The organism is Polynucleobacter sp. (genome assembly GCF_018500155.2).
In the GTDB taxonomy this organism is placed as follows: domain Bacteria; phylum Pseudomonadota; class Gammaproteobacteria; order Burkholderiales; family Burkholderiaceae; genus Polynucleobacter.
In genome coordinates this window covers 1-15,504 of the sequence record NZ_JAHBAK020000070.1, presented here as the reverse complement: position 1 = coordinate 15,504, position 15,504 = coordinate 1, and the positions used below count along the sequence as shown (strand labels likewise).

The window sequence follows — 15,504 nt, the reverse complement described above, 5'->3', positions numbered from 1 at the left end:
TTGTTATAGAGCGGACACCTCTTCCGCCAAATATCAAACCCCAGATAAATAGCTGGGGTTTCTCATTTCTATGCCTTCAATGACCCTAAATCAAAAGTAATTCGTTGTACGATTAACCGTATGAACCTTTTGCTGTCCATCTATTTTTTTATTATCGCCATTATTCAGGCGGGATTATTAGTCGGAATCTACCACTACTATCGTACTCAAGATGTGATCAAACCTAATTCTTACTGGTTAGGGTCCTTACTAGCAAGCGTAGTAGCTTTGTTCATCTTTGGTGGTGGAATCATCATCATTAAAGATATTGCGACGCCAGAATTTAATTTTACGATTGGTAATACGCTGTTTTATGTTGCCGCTGTCATGCAGGCACTATTTTGTAGGTCTCTAAATCAAGAGGTATCAAAGGGCACGAAGATCTTTTTTAATCTTTCAATAGTGGCTTTTTTCCTGACATTTGAGTGGTTAAGGCAAACGAGTAGTTTTGAGCTGCGAACCGTATTTATGTGTGTGTTGGCGAGCTTTTTTTATCTATGGCAAATCTACGAAGTCAGAAAAAAGAACCAATCAGCATTCTCTTCTCAATTGAGGTACTTGCAGTACGCTAGCTTTGGCGAGCTATTTTTTGCAATGGGCCGCTTGGTCATACTTTTGGCATCCTCTTTGGCTATTCGCCAGGTAGATCAAATCCCGCAAATATTGATCTTATTTACGATATCCCAATTAGTAATGAATACTTTGTCTTACATTGCAATTGGAAGTTATTGGTCAGAGCAAATTGCAGTATCGAACGCAAAATCCAACTTAGAAAACCAGCAGATTAAAGCGCTGCTTGCAGAGCGGGAGTCGCTCATTTCTTCGTTATTAAAAGCCAATAAAACCGCCAGTACCGGTGCGTTATCGGCTTCTATTGCACATGAACTGAATCAACCATTAGGAGCATCTAGCCTGAATATTCAGTTTTTGCAAAAAAAGCTTGCAGCTGGGCAGCTAAGCCCAGAATTGCAAGGAGAGATTCTCAATACCTTGCTCGCAGACAATCAACGTGCCGCGAATACAGTGCGCACTTTGCGCTCTATTTTTACTGATGACGATCTTAAAACCACTGAAGTTGATCTAGAGCAGGTGATGCAGACAGTAGTCAGCGTAGCAAAACCGGAATTGCAATCCCAAAATATCCAACTTTCCCTACATCTTGAGAAAAATCTGATGCTTTCTGGGAATCGCGGCGAATTGCAACAAGTCATGCTCAATTTGATCAACAATGCAATACAGGCACTTGGATTGATCAAAGAGGGCGATAAACGCATCATGATAGAAGGTGCCCATATAAACCAAGGCATTCAAGTTTCAATTGCAGACAATGGTCTTGGCATATCCACGGAAGCAAAAGCACATTTATTTGAATTGCTATCTTCAACCAAGAACTCTGGAATGGGGCTTGGTCTATGGCTTTGCAAACACATTATTTCGCGTCATGGCGGAAAAATATGGCTTGATGAAAATAGCGGCAAAGGCGCAAAATTTTCCATCTGGCTGCCTATTTCTAGCTGATCCATCTTTTAGGGCATTGGTTTTATAACATGCCCCGACCCTATCCTGCAGTCAATTGACAGCAAAAACTAACAAAAGTATCAGAGCATTCCTTTCATATTTGATGTGACTTCCTATATGGGTTAACCCATTTTCCCATTGAAATATGTATTAACATCATGTATTGTTGTAATGATACATCAATACATGGAATAAAGATGATTCGCTACAAAAAGTCACGCAATATGAATATGCGGTTTACATCAAACGCACAAGTTAATTTGATGGAAAGTGCATACCCCATTTATCTAGAGCTAAATAAACGATATTCAACATCACAAATGCTCCTTTTGGAGTCCATGATTGCCAAGTCGGCAGAGGCTAAGACATCCATCATTGGGGTTAATCCAGTGCTTCGCGTTAGCGTCATCAATCGCCAGGTGACCATTACGGCAAATAAGAATCTACAGAAAAAGGTTAAACATCTCTATTCCAATGAGTCCTTTACAGAGTTGGGAATAGATAGAACATGCTTTCATTTAAAGGAAAGAAAGGATGTGTGGAATTTTTTAAGAAAATTTGATAATCAATTTAAGTCTGTTGAGGGTGGGGTGTTGGTTTTTGCTGCTTTTGCCTATAACGCTATTCACTTTATTGAGGATATTGCGCTATACGAGGAGGACGACATTCCTGATATCCAGCTCATTTGCTATTCCAATATTCTTGAATTTTCCGAAAATAGCGTTACTCACTGTGAGTATGGTTTTGAAGGTGTTAGTCCGCTCGATTTATCTTTTATTGAGGATGGGCATCACTACTCAATCCCCAAATTACCCGCTCATGGCGAAGATTTTTCTCTGCAAAGGCAAACAACTAAAGCATCCTACTTGGAGAAAGCTCAAAGTGCTTTAGAGCACGTTCGCATCGGTGATGTTTATCAGATTCAAATTGGCCATAAGCTGAATGTATCGTCATCAATAGACCCGTTGGATGTATATGCAAGATTGCGCATGCTAAACCCATCGCCTTATATGTATTTCTTTGATTCTGGCGCATATAAAGTCATTGGAGCTAGCCCTGAATCATTTGTTTATATGGATGATGATGCCGTCACTATTCGCCCCATTGCTGGAACGCTAGGAAAGTCATCATATCCAACCAAAGAAGATGCTCAGCGTGAATTTCAGGCCAATGCGAAGGAGATTGCTGAGCATTTGATGTTAGTAGATTTGTGCCGTAATGACCTCTCTAGGATTGCAGTAGCAAAAACACTTGAAGTCAAGGAGCTGATGTCTGTTGAAGAGTATTCACATGTGTACCACCTCACATCTACTACCAAGGCACGAATCAAAGAGGGTATTGATAAATATGATGTGATACAGGCAGCCTTTCCAGCGGGGACCATGACTGGGACGCCCAAAATTAGGGCCATAGAGCTTATTGCTGAGTTAGAAGACAGTCCTCGTGGCTTATATGCGGGCTCTCTTGGAATGATGACTCTGGGAAGAAATTATGTAAATACCGCACTTTGTATTAGGACTGCAATTGAGCGCGATGGGGTCTATACATTGCGCGCTTCAGCTGGAATGGTTTCTGATTCTAAGGTTGAAAGCGAATACGCAGAAACATTACATAAGATGGCTTCAGTATTTAAGGCTATTACCGATCAGGAGATTGCATGTCACATCGCGTAATTGTTGTTGATGCTTATGATAGTTTTGTGCATATCTTGGTCGGATATCTTCAGTCTATTGGTTGCGCTGTTGACATGTACCGCCGAGATGATGGGGGGTTATGCAAGGCTGTTGCCGATTCGAAAGGCGATATGCTTTTGTTGGGACCAGGCCCTGGTCATCCAATGGATTCTGGATATGGCGATTTACTAGCGCTGAATGATGGTCGAATGCCAGTACTGGGTGTTTGCTTGGGTCATCAGGCAATAGCCCTGCACTATGGCTGTCAAATTGACTATGCAAAACACCTCATGCATGGAAAAACTAGTCATATTGTTCATGACGGCAAAGGATGTTTCGAGCATTTACCCCATCAATTTTCTGCCATGCGATATCACTCTATTGTGGTCTCAGATGAAAATTTCTCACCCCATATTTCTGTTACAGCAAGGTCAGATGATGATGGTTACATCATGGGTATTCGTCATAAGGAATACAAAATCGAGGGCATTCAATTTCATCCAGAAAGCATTGGAACTGAACAAGGCATCAAAATACTCAAAAACTTTATACAAACATATGTAGAACATTAGCTGCCGATACCAAAGTATTTGAGGTATCCACTTAGATCAATATCGATTATGGGTTGAATCGGTATTGCCATCCAGTCAGCTTCATTTGATAAGGCTAATTTATGAAAGTTTGTGTATTGGTTGGCTCCGCAAGAAAAAATGGCATAAGTAATCAAATATGCGGTCTATTGCAAGACCACTTTAAAAGCAAAGGACTCTTTGGTAATTTTGTGCATTTGGCAGACAAACGAATAGAATTTTGTGATGCTGATAATCTTTGCCAGTACGCACCCTGTGGAGTGCCAGATGATTTGCCTGCTATTTTGGAGGCTATGCAGTCAGCCGACGGAATTATTTATATGCCGGTAATGCATGCCTTTGGTGTGAACAGTAAGTTTCAGGCTTTTTTGGAGCGTGTTGGGTACGGCTATTTGCGACCCCTAGATCGCCCATTAAAGGATAAGATTGCCGCGATTATTGTGGTTGGTCGTAGATATGGGCATACGGCAGTCTATTCACAAATCATGCTCAATATCATGTTGAACAAAATGATTATGGCTGGCTCAGGTTTCCCGGCGCTTTTTTTGGGAATGCTTGGTAGTGCCGAGCATGATGATGAGGCTTTAGAAGCGTTGGAGCAAACTGTGGACAGGATGAAAGATGTTTACCAACGATTTCATTATGTATCGGCTGGCGCAACTCAACAAAACTTTGATTGCCAATAATCTCTAGATTTAGCGTTTCTTAGATTGGAGGCGCCCCTGGTTATCTTGGAGATGCTGACATTGAGAAGTTTTGCACATTCTCTTTGAGGTGTATCTGTGCACGCTAATGTCTGATAAATACGAACTCGATCTAGCAAATCATCGATTTCTGCGGCCGTTAATATTTGCTTTAGCAAGTAGTCCATTTCACTGGGCTGATCAATACTACAGAGCATTTCGATGAGCGCAATTTTCGCCTTGGACCGATTCATGGGGATACCCCTCTAAATTAATATTTTTAGAAGTTTATTTGATTCTTCTCATATTGAGCCAAATAAATCGGCTCAAGCGCGAAAGGCGCCGCCTTCCTCAAGCGCTTTTAATTCCTCGCCAGCAATCCCTAATTCCTTCAGTAATTCAGCGTTATGCTCGCCTAAAAGTGGGGGATGCTTGCGAATTTGTTGTGGTGTCCCCATCATTTTTACTGCGAATCCAATATTGGGGACTGTGCCCTCGATGGGGTGATCGATTTCCATGCGCATTTTGCGATGGCGTCCATGCTCGCTATTGAAAGCTTGAGGATAGGTATTAATCGGTCCAGCAGGTATGCCTTCCGCTAGCAGTAGATCCACCCACTCTTCGCTAGTTTTGGTCACAAAAGTTTTTTCTAGCTCTCTAGCAAGCTCAACCCGATTGGCTAAACGCAGTGGGTTGGTCTTAAACCTATCATCCTCATACAACTCAATACGACCAATTTTTTCACAAAGCAATTTCCATAACTTTTGATTTGTGGCACCCATCACAAAGTAACCATCCGAGGCTTTCATCGCCTGATAAGGGGCGCTCATATGATTAGCAGTGCCAAGCTTTTCGGGTTCAACTCCGGTTCCCCAGTATTGAGCAGTGTCCCAAATTGAAAACGCTAAAGCAGAGTCAAATAAAGAGGCATCAATAAACTGGCCCTGACCCGTTTTTGCTTTCCCAATATAGGCCGATAAAATTCCATAGACTGCAAATAAGGCGCAGCCAATATCAGCAACCGGAACACCTGCCTTTACGGGTGGCCCATCGGGATAGCCGGTAACACTCATTACGCCAGACATAGCTTGCGCCATTAAATCAAAGCCAGGTCGATCAGCCCATGGACCCGTTTGTCCAAATCCAGAGATGCTGGCATAGACCAAGCCTGGATTGATTTTTTGCAAAGACGGGTAATCGATGCCGAGTTTTTTCATGACACCAGGCCGATAGTTTTCTACCAATATGTCTGCAGTCTTGACCAGCTCAAAAAATACCTTTTTGCCAGCATCCGTTTTCAGGTTCAACGTGATGCTACGTTTATTGCGATTCATATTCAGAAAGCCCATGCTATCTGAACCCTTCATTTTGAAGCTCATTGCACCACGTGTCTGATCGCCTGTGCCCGGAGGCTCCACCTTAATCACATCGGCACCCAGATCCGCTAGCAACATGCAGCAATAAGGCCCCGCCATGACTTGACTGACATCTAAAACCCTGACGCCGGCAAGGGGGAGGGGCGCTGAATTTGCATTTATAGGTGTTTTCGTCATTGTCTCGATCGTTTTTATGTGTTTAGAATCAATCACTAATAGTATCAAACACAATAAAAACCTATATAGGAGACATTATGTTGCTAAGATCCCGTGCCTTTCATGGCCTGCTGGTACTCGCATTGAGTGCATGCTCATGGCTTGCTCACGCGCAATCGACTTATCCCAATAAACCGATTCGTTTAATTGTGGGTTTTGCGCCTGGCGGGGGCACTGATATTGTGGCTCGTGCGATTGCACCAAAGATGAGTGAGGTTTTAGGTCAAGGCGTCATTGTTGAAAATCGCTCTGGTGCAGCTGGAACTATCGGCGCTGACTTGGTTGCAAAATCTAATCCTGATGGATACACCTTGTTAGTGGGGCACTCAAATTCCAATGCGATTGCACCATTTGTTTTGACTACTGTTCCATATAATCCAGCAACAGATTTCACGCCCATTACATATCTGGGATATGTGCCTAATGTTCTAGTCGTGAAATCCTCATTACCTGTCAATTCAGTTGCGCAATTGATCTCCTTAGCAAAAGCCAATCCTGGTCAGATGACCTATGGCTCCTCTGGCATTGGCAGTACACAACACTTAGCGGGCGCGTTATTTAGCAAGATCGCTGGCATCCAAATGAACCACGTGCCCTACAAAGGAAGTGGTCAGGCCATTATTGACTTACTGGGTGGTCAGATTACGATGAACTTCGACACTTTGCCGCCCAATTTGCAACAAATTAAAGACGGCAATTTAAAGGCATTAGCTATCTCCACCCCAAAGCGTCTATCGATTTTGCCCAACGTCCCGACATTTAATGAGGTAGGCATCGTCGGATTTGATGTCACCAACTGGTACTCCATCATGGGGCCAAAAGGAATGGATCCAGCAGTAGTGAATAAGATTGATCAAGCAGTCAAGGCGGCTATGTCTGATCCACAAATTAAAAAGACGCTTGATTCACAAGGATTGCAACCTGAGGGTCCTGCAACACCTGCAGCTTTCAGTCTATTCTTAAGCGCAGAGCTCGCAAAATATCAGCGTTTGGTGAAAAGCTTAAACATCAAAGCGGAATAATATTGCCAAAAGCTTAGCTAGAGACCGTGTTGGATATGGCGCAGGTGACATGTGAAGTGAAGGGCATTATTGCCTATATCACTTTTGATCATGTCGCCGCGCGCAATGCCATGACGGTTGGTATGTATCAGAGTCTTCAGAAAGTTTGTGAGGACTTGGCGCAAAATTCGGATGTGCGTGTGGCAATATTGCGGGGGGCAGGTGGCAAGGCGTTTGTCTCGGGAAGTGATATTGCACAGTTTGCTCAATTTCAGGATGGTGAGGATGGTATTGCCTATGAGCAGGGAATTGATGCGTATTTACAGCCATTAGCAATACTTCCCATGCCTACAATTGCTGTGATCGATGGTGTGGCAGCTGGTGGTGGCTTGGCTATTGCCACTTGTTGTGACTTTAGGATCTCCACGCCAGACGCAAAATTTGGTGTGCCTATCGCCAAAACACTTGGCAATTGTTTATCACCAGGAAATATTGCCTGGTTAATAGCCCATTTGGGTGTCAATACAGTCAAACGCATGTTGTTGTTAGCCGAGATGATTCCTGCATCCGTGCTGCTAACACAAGGCTATCTATTGGCTACGCATGAAGCGGAACATCTTGGTAGGGAAGCTGATCAGTTGGCGCATCAGCTGGCAAGTTTGGCACCGATTACTCAAAAAGCGAGCAAATTAGCTTTAGCAAGAATGATTAAAAATCAGTTGCCAGACTGTCAGGATCTCATTCGCGAGACTTATGGCAGCGCAGACTTTAAAAATGGTGTGACATCATTCTTAAAAGGGGAAAAGCCTCGATGGATGGGCGTTTGAATTACCTTTAATACAAAGCATCGTGGTAACTAAGGGCTGCTAAAGGGCTGAAGTTAAAAGCTAACTTAAAAATAATGCCTGAAGATCATTGAGGTAGCGTAGACCAAGTGCTGTGGGTTTGAGGTATTTGGGATTCTCATCTAGTAATCCTTTTTGACATGCTTCATTTAGCGCATTGCTGAGCACGCTTAATGGCAGTCCAGTACGTTCACTAAATGAGGAGGTTTCGACTCCACTAGTTAAGCGCAAGGCATTGAGCATAAATTCAAAAGGGAGGTCCTGGGCATGAACCTCTTTGGACTCAATCAAAGCATGACCTTGATTTTCTATGGCAGACATATACGTTTCTGGGTGACGCTCGCGTACCTGGCGCGTGATTTTATTCGGTAACGAAATCTTGCCATGAGCCCCAGCACCAATGCCAATGTAATCACCAAAGCGCCAATAATTCAGATTGTGTTTGCATTCTTGGTCTTTTTTTGCGTATGCGGATACTTCATAGCGTTGATAACCTGCTTTAGTGAGAAGCGCAAGATTTTGCTCAAACATTAAATCGATTTCATCTTCACTCGGTAGTTTTGGAGGGAAGTTAGCGAAGTAGGTATTGGGCTCTAGGGTTAGGTTGTAGAGCGAGAGATGTGGCGTCTGAAAAGAGAGCGCAGTATCAATATCGTTTTTTGCAGCGGCTAGTGTTTGATTAGGTAATCCATACATGAGATCAAGATTGACTGCAGGAAAGTGTTGCAATGCAATCTCAATGGCACGCTTCGCTTCGGTGCTGGTGTGTATTCTTCCTAAGGCTTTGAGCTGCTCGTCTTGAAAGCTCTGCACCCCAATAGATACACGGTTAATGCCGCATTTGGCATATGCTGCAAATTTCTCTGCCTCAATAGATCCTGGGTTCGCTTCCATGGTGATTTCAGCGGCGGGATCCAAATTGAGCCTAGCGCGAATTGCCGACAGTAGATCATCCATGCCCGCAGGTGAAATTAAGCTCGGTGTGCCGCCACCAATAAAAATGGTGTGCACTTGTCGCCCCCAAATATTGGGTAGTTCAGTTTCTAAGTCTGCTATTAATGCATTGATGTAGCGCTTCTCATCAAAGCCGTTTTTACCAACGCCTTCTCTGATCTGATGTGAATTGAAATCGCAATAAGGGCATTTCTTTTCACACCAGGGAAAGTGAATATATAGCGCCAGAGGAGGGAGCGATGTGAGAGCAACCTGAGAGCTTTTTAAATTAAGCACGACGGTAATTTGCGTTGCGCAATTGAAGTTGCACCAAAAGCTCTTTCAATGCTTGGCCACGATGACTGATGACATTCTTTTTCTCAGGACTTAATTCTGCTGCCGTTAAACCTAGCTCTGGAATGAAAAAATAGGGGTCATAGCCAAAACCGTGCTCACCTTTTGGCGTGTCAACGACAAGGCCATACCAGCGTGCCTGCACGATGATGGGTTCTGGATCATCTGCGCTATTCACAAAAACCAGAGCGCATACATAATGCGCACCACGATCCTGATGGGGTGCTAATGCCTGAATCAGTTTTTGATTATTTGCTGCATCATTAGCTGGTTCGCCAGCATAACGGGCGGAGAGTACCCCTGGTTCCCCGTTTAATGCATGAGCACAAATGCCAGAGTCATCTGCGAGAGCCGCTAAGCCGCTTGCTGCGCTGGCATGACGGGCTTTTGCAAGAGCATTTTCTACAAAAGTGTGGTGTGGCTCCTCAGCAGAATCAATGCCAAGTTCGCCTTGTGGGATAACCTGAAAGTCCAATGGCGCCAAGAGCGCCTGAAATTCGCGAACTTTACCAGCGTTGTTAGAGGCGAGAACGATTTTTTGCAATGAATGAGCTCTCTTATTTGTGATTAGTGATATCGGTAATCAGCCAATTACTGCAGAGCACTCTTTTGTAATTGGGTAAGTTCTTTGATGCCATGTTCTGCTAAATCCAAGAGAGCAGTTAATTCCTCTCGTGAGAAAGCAGCACCTTCTGCGGTGCCTTGCACTTCAATCATGCCGCCTTTGCCTGTCATCACGACATTCATATCCGTGTCACAAGCAGAATCCTCTGGGTAGTCCAAATCGAGCACAGGCACGCCCTGATAGATTCCTACAGAGATCGCTGCTACGCTATCAATAATAGGATCTTGTGTCAGCGCCCCCGACTTTAATAAATGGTTCACTGCATCACGAGCAGCAACATAGGCGCCAGTAATAGACGCGGTGCGTGTGCCACCGTCAGCTTGCAAAACATCGCAATCCAAATGAATCGTGCGCTCACCGAGAATTTCTAGATTAAAGATGCTGCGCATGGCGCGTCCAATGAGTCGCTGGATTTCTTGAGTGCGACCCGATTGTTTGCCACGGGCAGCCTCACGATCGCTGCGAGTGTGAGTTGAGCGGGGAAGCATGCCATATTCAGCGGTAACCCAACCTTCGCCAGAGCCTCTTTTATGTGGCGGCACCTTATCCAAAATGCTGGCAGTACAGAGTACCTTTGTGTCTCCGAAAGCAATTAACACTGACCCTTCTGCATGCTTAGTGAAGCTGCGAGAAATCGTGACGGGACGCAATTCTTTTGGCTGACGACCGCTAGGGCGAGTGGTGGTGGCTGAATTTGGGCTACTCATAGAGGGATCCTCAGGTTGTGCTGCACATGTTGAATAATTCGGATTCAGTATCAATAAAGAATCTACAATGTCCATATGATATCGAGCATGACTGGTTATGGCAGCGCTTCTCGCCAAGTTTCCCTCGGGGGTGGCGTAGTAGCTGATCTGCAGGTGGAATGTCGGGCGGTCAATAGCCGCTTTTTAGACTTGGGCTTTCGTTTGCCGGAAGAGTGTCGTGGGGCAGAGCCCGCCTTGCGAGAAATGGCTACCCAGAACCTCTCCCGGGGCAAAGTAGAGTTCAGGGCCGCATGGCGGGTGAATAGTGCTGCGGCAGACCAAGCAAAAACCAATGCGCATGCACTCGGTGCTATTAACAAAGAGCGTTTAGATGCTCTATATACCCTGCAAGAAAAAGCGCAAGTGACTTTTCCGAAGGCTTCCGAATTGAGCATCGCTGAAATTTTGCGTTGGCCTGGTGTCGTTTCTGAACCTAGGGGTGAAGAAGATAGTTGGGTAGCGGCTACTGTTGAAGCAGGGCGTGCTGCATTGGAATCACTCATGGCAAGCCGTCGTGCCGAGGGTAAAGCCTTGGTCCAAGTATTACTCAATATCACTGCGAAGATGCGTGACATAGTAAGGGTCATTGAACCAAAAGTTCCTGCGTATGTTCAGCAATATCAAGATAAATTGACGGAGCGACTGGCTGAGGCATTGGCTGCTCAAGAGCAAGCGAAGTCAGGAGCTGAACTCATGGAGCGGATTCGTCAAGAGGTAGTGCTTTACGCTGTCCGCATCGATGTGGCTGAAGAGTTTGCGCGATTAAAGACCCATTTACAAGCAGTCGATGTCGCGCTATCCGGCAAAGGCCCAGTGGGTAAGCGCCTTGACTTTTTGATGCAAGAGCTCAATCGCGAAGCAAATACTTTAAGCTCAAAGTCGGTTTCTGAGGAATGCACGCAGGCAGCTCTGGAGTTGAAGTTATTGATCGAGCAAATGCGCGAGCAAGTGCAAAATCTAGAATAACTCTATCGGTATTCGTACAATTGATCCATGACTAGCCCAAAACCATCTTCGTCCTATCAAGGCAGCATGCTGATGATCGTCGCACCCTCAGGTGCAGGCAAATCTTCATTGGTTAATGCATTACTCAAAGAGGATACGGGACTGAAATTATCTTTATCCACTACGACACGTGCACCTAGGCCTGGTGAAGTGGATGGTAAAGATTACCGTTTTGTATCTGCAGAAGAATTTATTTCAGAAAGGGATCAAGGTCACTTTTTAGAGTGGGCACAAGTACATGGCCATTTCTACGGCACATCAAAACCGTGGATTGAATCGCAGATGCAAGCGGGTAATGATGTCGTTCTCGAAATTGATTGGCAGGGCGCCCAACAAATTCGCAAATTGATTCCATCTGTGCAATGGATCTTTATTTTTCCACCCTCAATTGAGGCGCTCGAGGAGCGCTTACGCAAGCGGGGTCAAGATGATGAAGAAACGATTCAAAGGCGCTTAGCCGCTGCCCACGTGGAATTGCTCCATGCCCATGAGGCAGATTACATTGTGGTCAATGATGCATTTGATCAGGCCCTGGCGGATTTAAAGCATATTCTGGCCTCCAGCCGCCTGCGTTCAGGACCGAGCATGGCCCGAAATCCAGCCCTTTTACGGCGTCTTGGGGTCTAATCAGTTATCCTATAGGTATTGAAGCTAAATTAAGTGAGTTCAGCATGGCCCGTATTACTGTAGAAGATTGCCTTAAAACTATCCCTAATCGTTTTGAACTGGTGTTGGCCGCCACTTATCGTGCCCGCCAATTGGTTCAAGGTCACTCCCCACGTGTTGAGTCAAGAGATAAAGCCACTGTTGTTGCTTTGCGTGAAGTAGCAGCAGGTGTGACTGACCGTGACATGCTGACCAAAGTACCTTTGTAATTTAGGAGTTCCGGTGTGGAGCTCCCCCTAGGACCCTTGGGATCAACCAAGACATCGGAATCAAATGGAGGGGTCTCGCCTCATGCGCGCCCCTCAAACATAGCGCAATCAGATCTCCAACCTGATCTATTGAGTATCCCGGCGGATACTTCAAATTCACAACATTCAAAGAAATCCGTCATTGCGACCTTGTTGGCGCAATCGAGTCGACATCTATTCGGTCCTACATCTGCTCCGACTCAACCACTTAAACATCAAGTGGTTTCGATTGAGGGCCTCATCTCTAAGCTGGGTTACCTCAAGCCGGAAGAGGTTGCGCAAATCAAGAAAGCATTTCAGTTTGCTGATGCGGCTCACTTAGGGCAGTACCGCCATAGTGGTGAGCCTTACATTACGCACCCAGTAGCAGTTGCAGAGTTATGCGCTACTTGGCGTTTAGATGCCCCATCCATCATGGCTGCTTTATTGCATGATGTGATTGAGGATACCGGCTGTTCAAAGGCCGATTTAGTAGAAAAGTTTGGCGCCAAAGTAGCAGAGCTAGTTGAGGGTTTAACCAAGCTCGATAAATTAGAGTTTCAAAGTCATGCGGAAGCGCAAGCAGAAAGTTTTCGCAAGATGTTTATGGCAATGGCTCGTGATGTGCGAGTGATTCTGGTCAAGCTAGCTGATCGTACGCACAATATGCGGACCCTTGATGCAGTGCCTATGGAAAAACGCCGCAGGGTAGCAGCGGAAACCATTGAAATTTATGCCCCAATTGCACATCGTCTTGGATTAAATGTCATCTATCGTGATTTACAGGATCTAAGCTTCCGTTACTCCATGCCAATGCGCTTTCGGGTGATTGAGGGTGCCGTCAAACGGGCGCGTGGTAATCGCAAGGAGATGGTGGAAAAGATTTTGCAGGCTTCACGTTTGGCTTTTGCAAAAGCAAACTTAGACGTGGATCTGCGCGGAAGAGAAAAAACCCTTTACAGCATCTATAACAAAATGCGCACTAAGCATGTGAGTTTTTCACAAGTATTAGATGTGTACGCGTTTCGTGTCACTGTTCGTAGTATTGATGATTGTTACCGTGCTTTAGGAATCTTGCACTCTCTGTATAAGCCAATGCCTGGGAAGTTCAAGGATTACATAGCAATCCCTAAGTTAAACGGTTATCAATCACTGCATACCACTTTGCTCGGTCCATCAGGAGTTCCAGTGGAGTTTCAAATCAGAACAACGGACATGCATGCAGTGGCTGAGGCAGGTGTGGCGGCACACTGGGCCTATAAGGAAGGCTCGCCTGATATGAGCGAGGTACAAAACCGCGCACATCAATGGTTGCAGTCCTTAATCGATATTCAAGATAGTAGTGGCGACTCCCAGGAGTTCTTAGAGCATGTCAAGATTGATCTGTTTCCAGATGCGGTCTATGTCTTTACGCCCAAAGGTCAGATTCGTGCCTTACCTCGGGGCGCTACCGCCCTAGATTTTGCCTACTCTATTCATAGTGATATTGGTAATACTTGCGTTGCAGTCAAGATCAATGGTTTGCAACTCCCATTGCGCAGTGAGCTTAAAAACGGTGACATTATTGAAGTCATCACTTCAGCGAACTCCCAGCCTAATCCAGGTTGGTTGGCGTTTGTGAGAACAGGTAAAGCGCGCGCGGCGATTCGTCATGCTCTCAAGACCAAGCACTACGCCGAATCATTGCAGTTGGGCGAGCGTTTATTAGCTAATAGTTTGCGTCATCAAGGCGTGGATGCGGCATTACTAACCCCAGAGATTTGGGAAAAGCTCATGCATTGGACGGGGGATAAAAACCGTGAAGAGGCCTGCGTTAACGTTGCTTTAGGAAGACGCTCTCCACAAGAATTGGCAATACGTCTCAAAATACTCATTGATGACGAAGGTGGTGGCGAGCAGATGCGTCTTGGCGCAGCCGATTGGGTGACACCCCATCAAGAAACTACCCATGCGCATCAGCGTCAGGCAATATTGGTTGATGGGCGCGAAGGAAACTCCATTAGCTTTCAGTCCTGTTGCCATCCGATTCCTGGAGATAACATCATTGGTTACCTTGGTAAGGGTGAAGGTCTTCAAGTACATACCAATGACTGCCCAGTCGCATTGCGAATGTTGTCTAAAGACAGTGATAAATGGGTAGAGGTGGAGTGGGGCAAAGAACTAAATCGCGAATTTGAGGTTGACCTCGCTATCGATACCCGTCAGGGCAAAGGAGTCTTAGCAAGAGTAGCGAGCAGTGTCACCGCAGCTGACTCCAACATCATGAACGTTTCCATGGAGGATCGTTTTAAAGAGGACTCCGTCACAATTCGATTTACGATACAAGTCTACGATCGCTTGCACCTTTCCAAAGTCATGCGTAGCCTACGCACAAATCCTGATGTCATGCGTGTAACTCGTACTCGTGCTGTTTAAGCATTAAAGATACTGCACATCGAGTATCTCAATTTCAGTAGATCCTGTCGGAGTTTGTATAGTGACGCAATCACCCAAGCGTGCCTTGATTAATGCTTTGGCAATGGGCGATACCCAGCTCACATGATTTTTCTCTAAATCTACTTCATCAACGCCCACAATGGTGATGGTGGTCTCATTGCCTGCATCTTTGCCCTCTAATGGGCTATAGGTGACCGTAGCCCCAAAGAAGATTTGCTCGGCATCCGCGGCGCCCGTTTTTCGGGCAGAATTGTCCACTACAACCGCAAATTCAAGTCGTTTATTGAGAAAACGAATCCGTCGGTCAAGCTCTCGAGGCCGCTTTTTTCCGTATATATAGTCGCCATTTTCAGAGCGGTCGCCATTGCTAGCGGCCCAGTGCACCACCTTGACAACCTCCGGTCTATCAAGGTTTAGGAGCTGTAGGAGTTCGGCTTTAATCCGCTCGTGACCAGCAGGGGTGATGTAGTTCTTCTCTTCCATGGCATAATTATGGCTGTTGCGGCTGTAGCTCAGCTGGATAGAGTACTTGGCTACGAACCAAGGGGTCGTGGGTTCAATTCCTGCCAGC

The 15,504-nt window shown here is 45.5% G+C and carries 16 protein-coding genes; 10 read left to right on the top strand and 6 right to left on the bottom strand.

The genetic code is table 11. The annotated features are described in order from the left end of the window. The first annotated feature begins 120 nt into the window (after window positions 1–120). From KIH43_RS08145 to KIH43_RS08130, 4 genes are all read left to right on the top strand, one after another. Window positions 121–1,557 (top strand): HAMP domain-containing sensor histidine kinase, encoded by a 1,437-nt coding sequence (locus KIH43_RS08145; RefSeq protein WP_297719591.1) that lies wholly within the window; start codon window positions 121–123, stop codon window positions 1,555–1,557. A 197-nt stretch (window positions 1,558–1,754) separates the two neighbouring features. Further along, window positions 1,755–3,230: an anthranilate synthase component I family protein gene (locus KIH43_RS08140; protein ID WP_297719588.1), complete on the top strand. Its 1,476-nt coding sequence runs from the start codon at window positions 1,755–1,757 to the stop codon at window positions 3,228–3,230. Then, the gene (locus tag KIH43_RS08135) at window positions 3,215–3,802 is read left to right on the top strand and encodes an aminodeoxychorismate/anthranilate synthase component II (RefSeq protein ID WP_297719585.1); all 588 of its coding nucleotides are present in this window, start codon (window positions 3,215–3,217) and stop codon (window positions 3,800–3,802) included. The genes KIH43_RS08140 and KIH43_RS08135 overlap by 16 nt, the downstream gene beginning before the upstream one ends. A gap of 101 nt (window positions 3,803–3,903) precedes the next feature. Then, on the top strand, window positions 3,904–4,506 hold the full coding sequence (locus KIH43_RS08130) for a flavodoxin family protein (RefSeq protein ID WP_297719582.1): 603 nt from the start codon (window positions 3,904–3,906) through the stop codon (window positions 4,504–4,506). Here the strand turns inward: KIH43_RS08130 and trpR are convergent. Continuing rightward, window positions 4,482–4,757: a trp operon repressor gene (gene trpR, locus KIH43_RS08125; RefSeq protein ID WP_296970073.1), complete on the bottom strand. Its 276-nt coding sequence runs from the start codon at window positions 4,755–4,757 to the stop codon at window positions 4,482–4,484. The genes KIH43_RS08130 and trpR overlap by 25 nt on opposite strands. 72 nt (window positions 4,758–4,829) lie before the next feature. Further along, window positions 4,830–6,056, bottom strand: a complete 1,227-nt coding sequence (locus KIH43_RS08120) for a CoA transferase (protein ID WP_297719578.1) — start codon at window positions 6,054–6,056, stop codon at window positions 4,830–4,832. Between the two features lie 77 nt (window positions 6,057–6,133). Between KIH43_RS08120 and KIH43_RS08115 the strand changes: the two genes are divergently transcribed. After that, window positions 6,134–7,117, top strand: coding sequence for a tripartite tricarboxylate transporter substrate binding protein (locus tag KIH43_RS08115; RefSeq protein WP_297719575.1), 984 nt, complete (start codon window positions 6,134–6,136; stop codon window positions 7,115–7,117). Between the two features lie 35 nt (window positions 7,118–7,152). After that, window positions 7,153–7,923 carry an enoyl-CoA hydratase/isomerase family protein gene (locus tag KIH43_RS08110; protein WP_297719572.1) on the top strand — a complete coding sequence of 257 codons (771 nt, stop codon included), beginning with the start codon at window positions 7,153–7,155 and terminating at the stop codon, window positions 7,921–7,923. Between the two features lie 60 nt (window positions 7,924–7,983). On the opposite strand, the gene hemW is transcribed toward KIH43_RS08110, so the two are convergent. From hemW to rph, 3 genes are read right to left on the bottom strand one after another with little or no spacing between them, the layout of a single operon-like run. Then, entirely contained in the window at window positions 7,984–9,171 is a 1,188-nt protein-coding gene (gene hemW, locus KIH43_RS08105) for a radical SAM family heme chaperone HemW (protein WP_297719569.1), read from the bottom strand. Continuing rightward, the gene (gene rdgB, locus KIH43_RS08100) at window positions 9,164–9,772 is read right to left on the bottom strand and encodes an RdgB/HAM1 family non-canonical purine NTP pyrophosphatase (protein WP_297719566.1); all 609 of its coding nucleotides are present in this window, start codon (window positions 9,770–9,772) and stop codon (window positions 9,164–9,166) included. Before rdgB ends, hemW begins: the two co-directional genes overlap by 8 nt. A 47-nt stretch (window positions 9,773–9,819) precedes the next feature. Further along, window positions 9,820–10,560: a ribonuclease PH gene (rph, locus tag KIH43_RS08095; protein WP_296970086.1), complete on the bottom strand. Its 741-nt coding sequence runs from the start codon at window positions 10,558–10,560 to the stop codon at window positions 9,820–9,822. Between the two features lie 75 nt (window positions 10,561–10,635). Here rph and KIH43_RS08090 point away from each other — a divergent pair, with 75 nt between their 5' ends. From KIH43_RS08090 to KIH43_RS08075, 4 genes are all read left to right on the top strand, one after another. Next, window positions 10,636–11,565, top strand: a complete 930-nt coding sequence (locus KIH43_RS08090; RefSeq protein ID WP_297719564.1) for a YicC/YloC family endoribonuclease — start codon at window positions 10,636–10,638, stop codon at window positions 11,563–11,565. A gap of 27 nt (window positions 11,566–11,592) precedes the next feature. Next, the gene (gene gmk, locus KIH43_RS08085; RefSeq protein WP_297719562.1) at window positions 11,593–12,231 is read left to right on the top strand and encodes a guanylate kinase; all 639 of its coding nucleotides are present in this window, start codon (window positions 11,593–11,595) and stop codon (window positions 12,229–12,231) included. Between the two features lie 44 nt (window positions 12,232–12,275). Next, window positions 12,276–12,479, top strand: a complete 204-nt coding sequence (gene rpoZ / locus KIH43_RS08080; RefSeq protein WP_011902918.1) for a DNA-directed RNA polymerase subunit omega — start codon at window positions 12,276–12,278, stop codon at window positions 12,477–12,479. 129 nt (window positions 12,480–12,608) lie between these two features. Further along, the gene (locus KIH43_RS08075; protein ID WP_297719560.1) at window positions 12,609–14,912 is read left to right on the top strand and encodes a bifunctional (p)ppGpp synthetase/guanosine-3',5'-bis(diphosphate) 3'-pyrophosphohydrolase; all 2,304 of its coding nucleotides are present in this window, start codon (window positions 12,609–12,611) and stop codon (window positions 14,910–14,912) included. A 3-nt stretch (window positions 14,913–14,915) separates the two neighbouring features. On the opposite strand, the gene greB is transcribed toward KIH43_RS08075, so the two are convergent. Further along, entirely contained in the window at window positions 14,916–15,416 is a 501-nt protein-coding gene (greB, locus tag KIH43_RS08070; protein ID WP_297719594.1) for a transcription elongation factor GreB, read from the bottom strand. Window positions 15,417–15,504: the final 88 nt, after the last annotated feature.

Coding starts and splice junctions, on each gene's coding strand:
- KIH43_RS08140 (WP_297719588.1), top strand. CDS start 1,755: ATGATTCGCTACAAAAAGTCACGCAATATGAATATGCGGTTTACATCA.
- KIH43_RS08115 (WP_297719575.1), top strand. CDS start 6,134: ATGTTGCTAAGATCCCGTGCCTTTCATGGCCTGCTGGTACTCGCATTG.
- greB (WP_297719594.1), bottom strand. CDS start 15,416: ATGGAAGAGAAGAACTACATCACCCCTGCTGGTCACGAGCGGATTAAA.
- gmk (WP_297719562.1), top strand. CDS start 11,593: ATGACTAGCCCAAAACCATCTTCGTCCTATCAAGGCAGCATGCTGATG.
- KIH43_RS08120 (WP_297719578.1), bottom strand. CDS start 6,056: ATGACGAAAACACCTATAAATGCAAATTCAGCGCCCCTCCCCCTTGCC.
- KIH43_RS08135 (WP_297719585.1), top strand. CDS start 3,215: ATGTCACATCGCGTAATTGTTGTTGATGCTTATGATAGTTTTGTGCAT.
- rpoZ (WP_011902918.1), top strand. CDS start 12,276: ATGGCCCGTATTACTGTAGAAGATTGCCTTAAAACTATCCCTAATCGT.
- KIH43_RS08110 (WP_297719572.1), top strand. CDS start 7,153: ATGGCGCAGGTGACATGTGAAGTGAAGGGCATTATTGCCTATATCACT.
- rph (WP_296970086.1), bottom strand. CDS start 10,560: ATGAGTAGCCCAAATTCAGCCACCACCACTCGCCCTAGCGGTCGTCAG.
- KIH43_RS08130 (WP_297719582.1), top strand. CDS start 3,904: ATGAAAGTTTGTGTATTGGTTGGCTCCGCAAGAAAAAATGGCATAAGT.
- trpR (WP_296970073.1), bottom strand. CDS start 4,757: ATGAATCGGTCCAAGGCGAAAATTGCGCTCATCGAAATGCTCTGTAGT.
- KIH43_RS08145 (WP_297719591.1), top strand. CDS start 121: ATGAACCTTTTGCTGTCCATCTATTTTTTTATTATCGCCATTATTCAG.
- KIH43_RS08090 (WP_297719564.1), top strand. CDS start 10,636: ATGATATCGAGCATGACTGGTTATGGCAGCGCTTCTCGCCAAGTTTCC.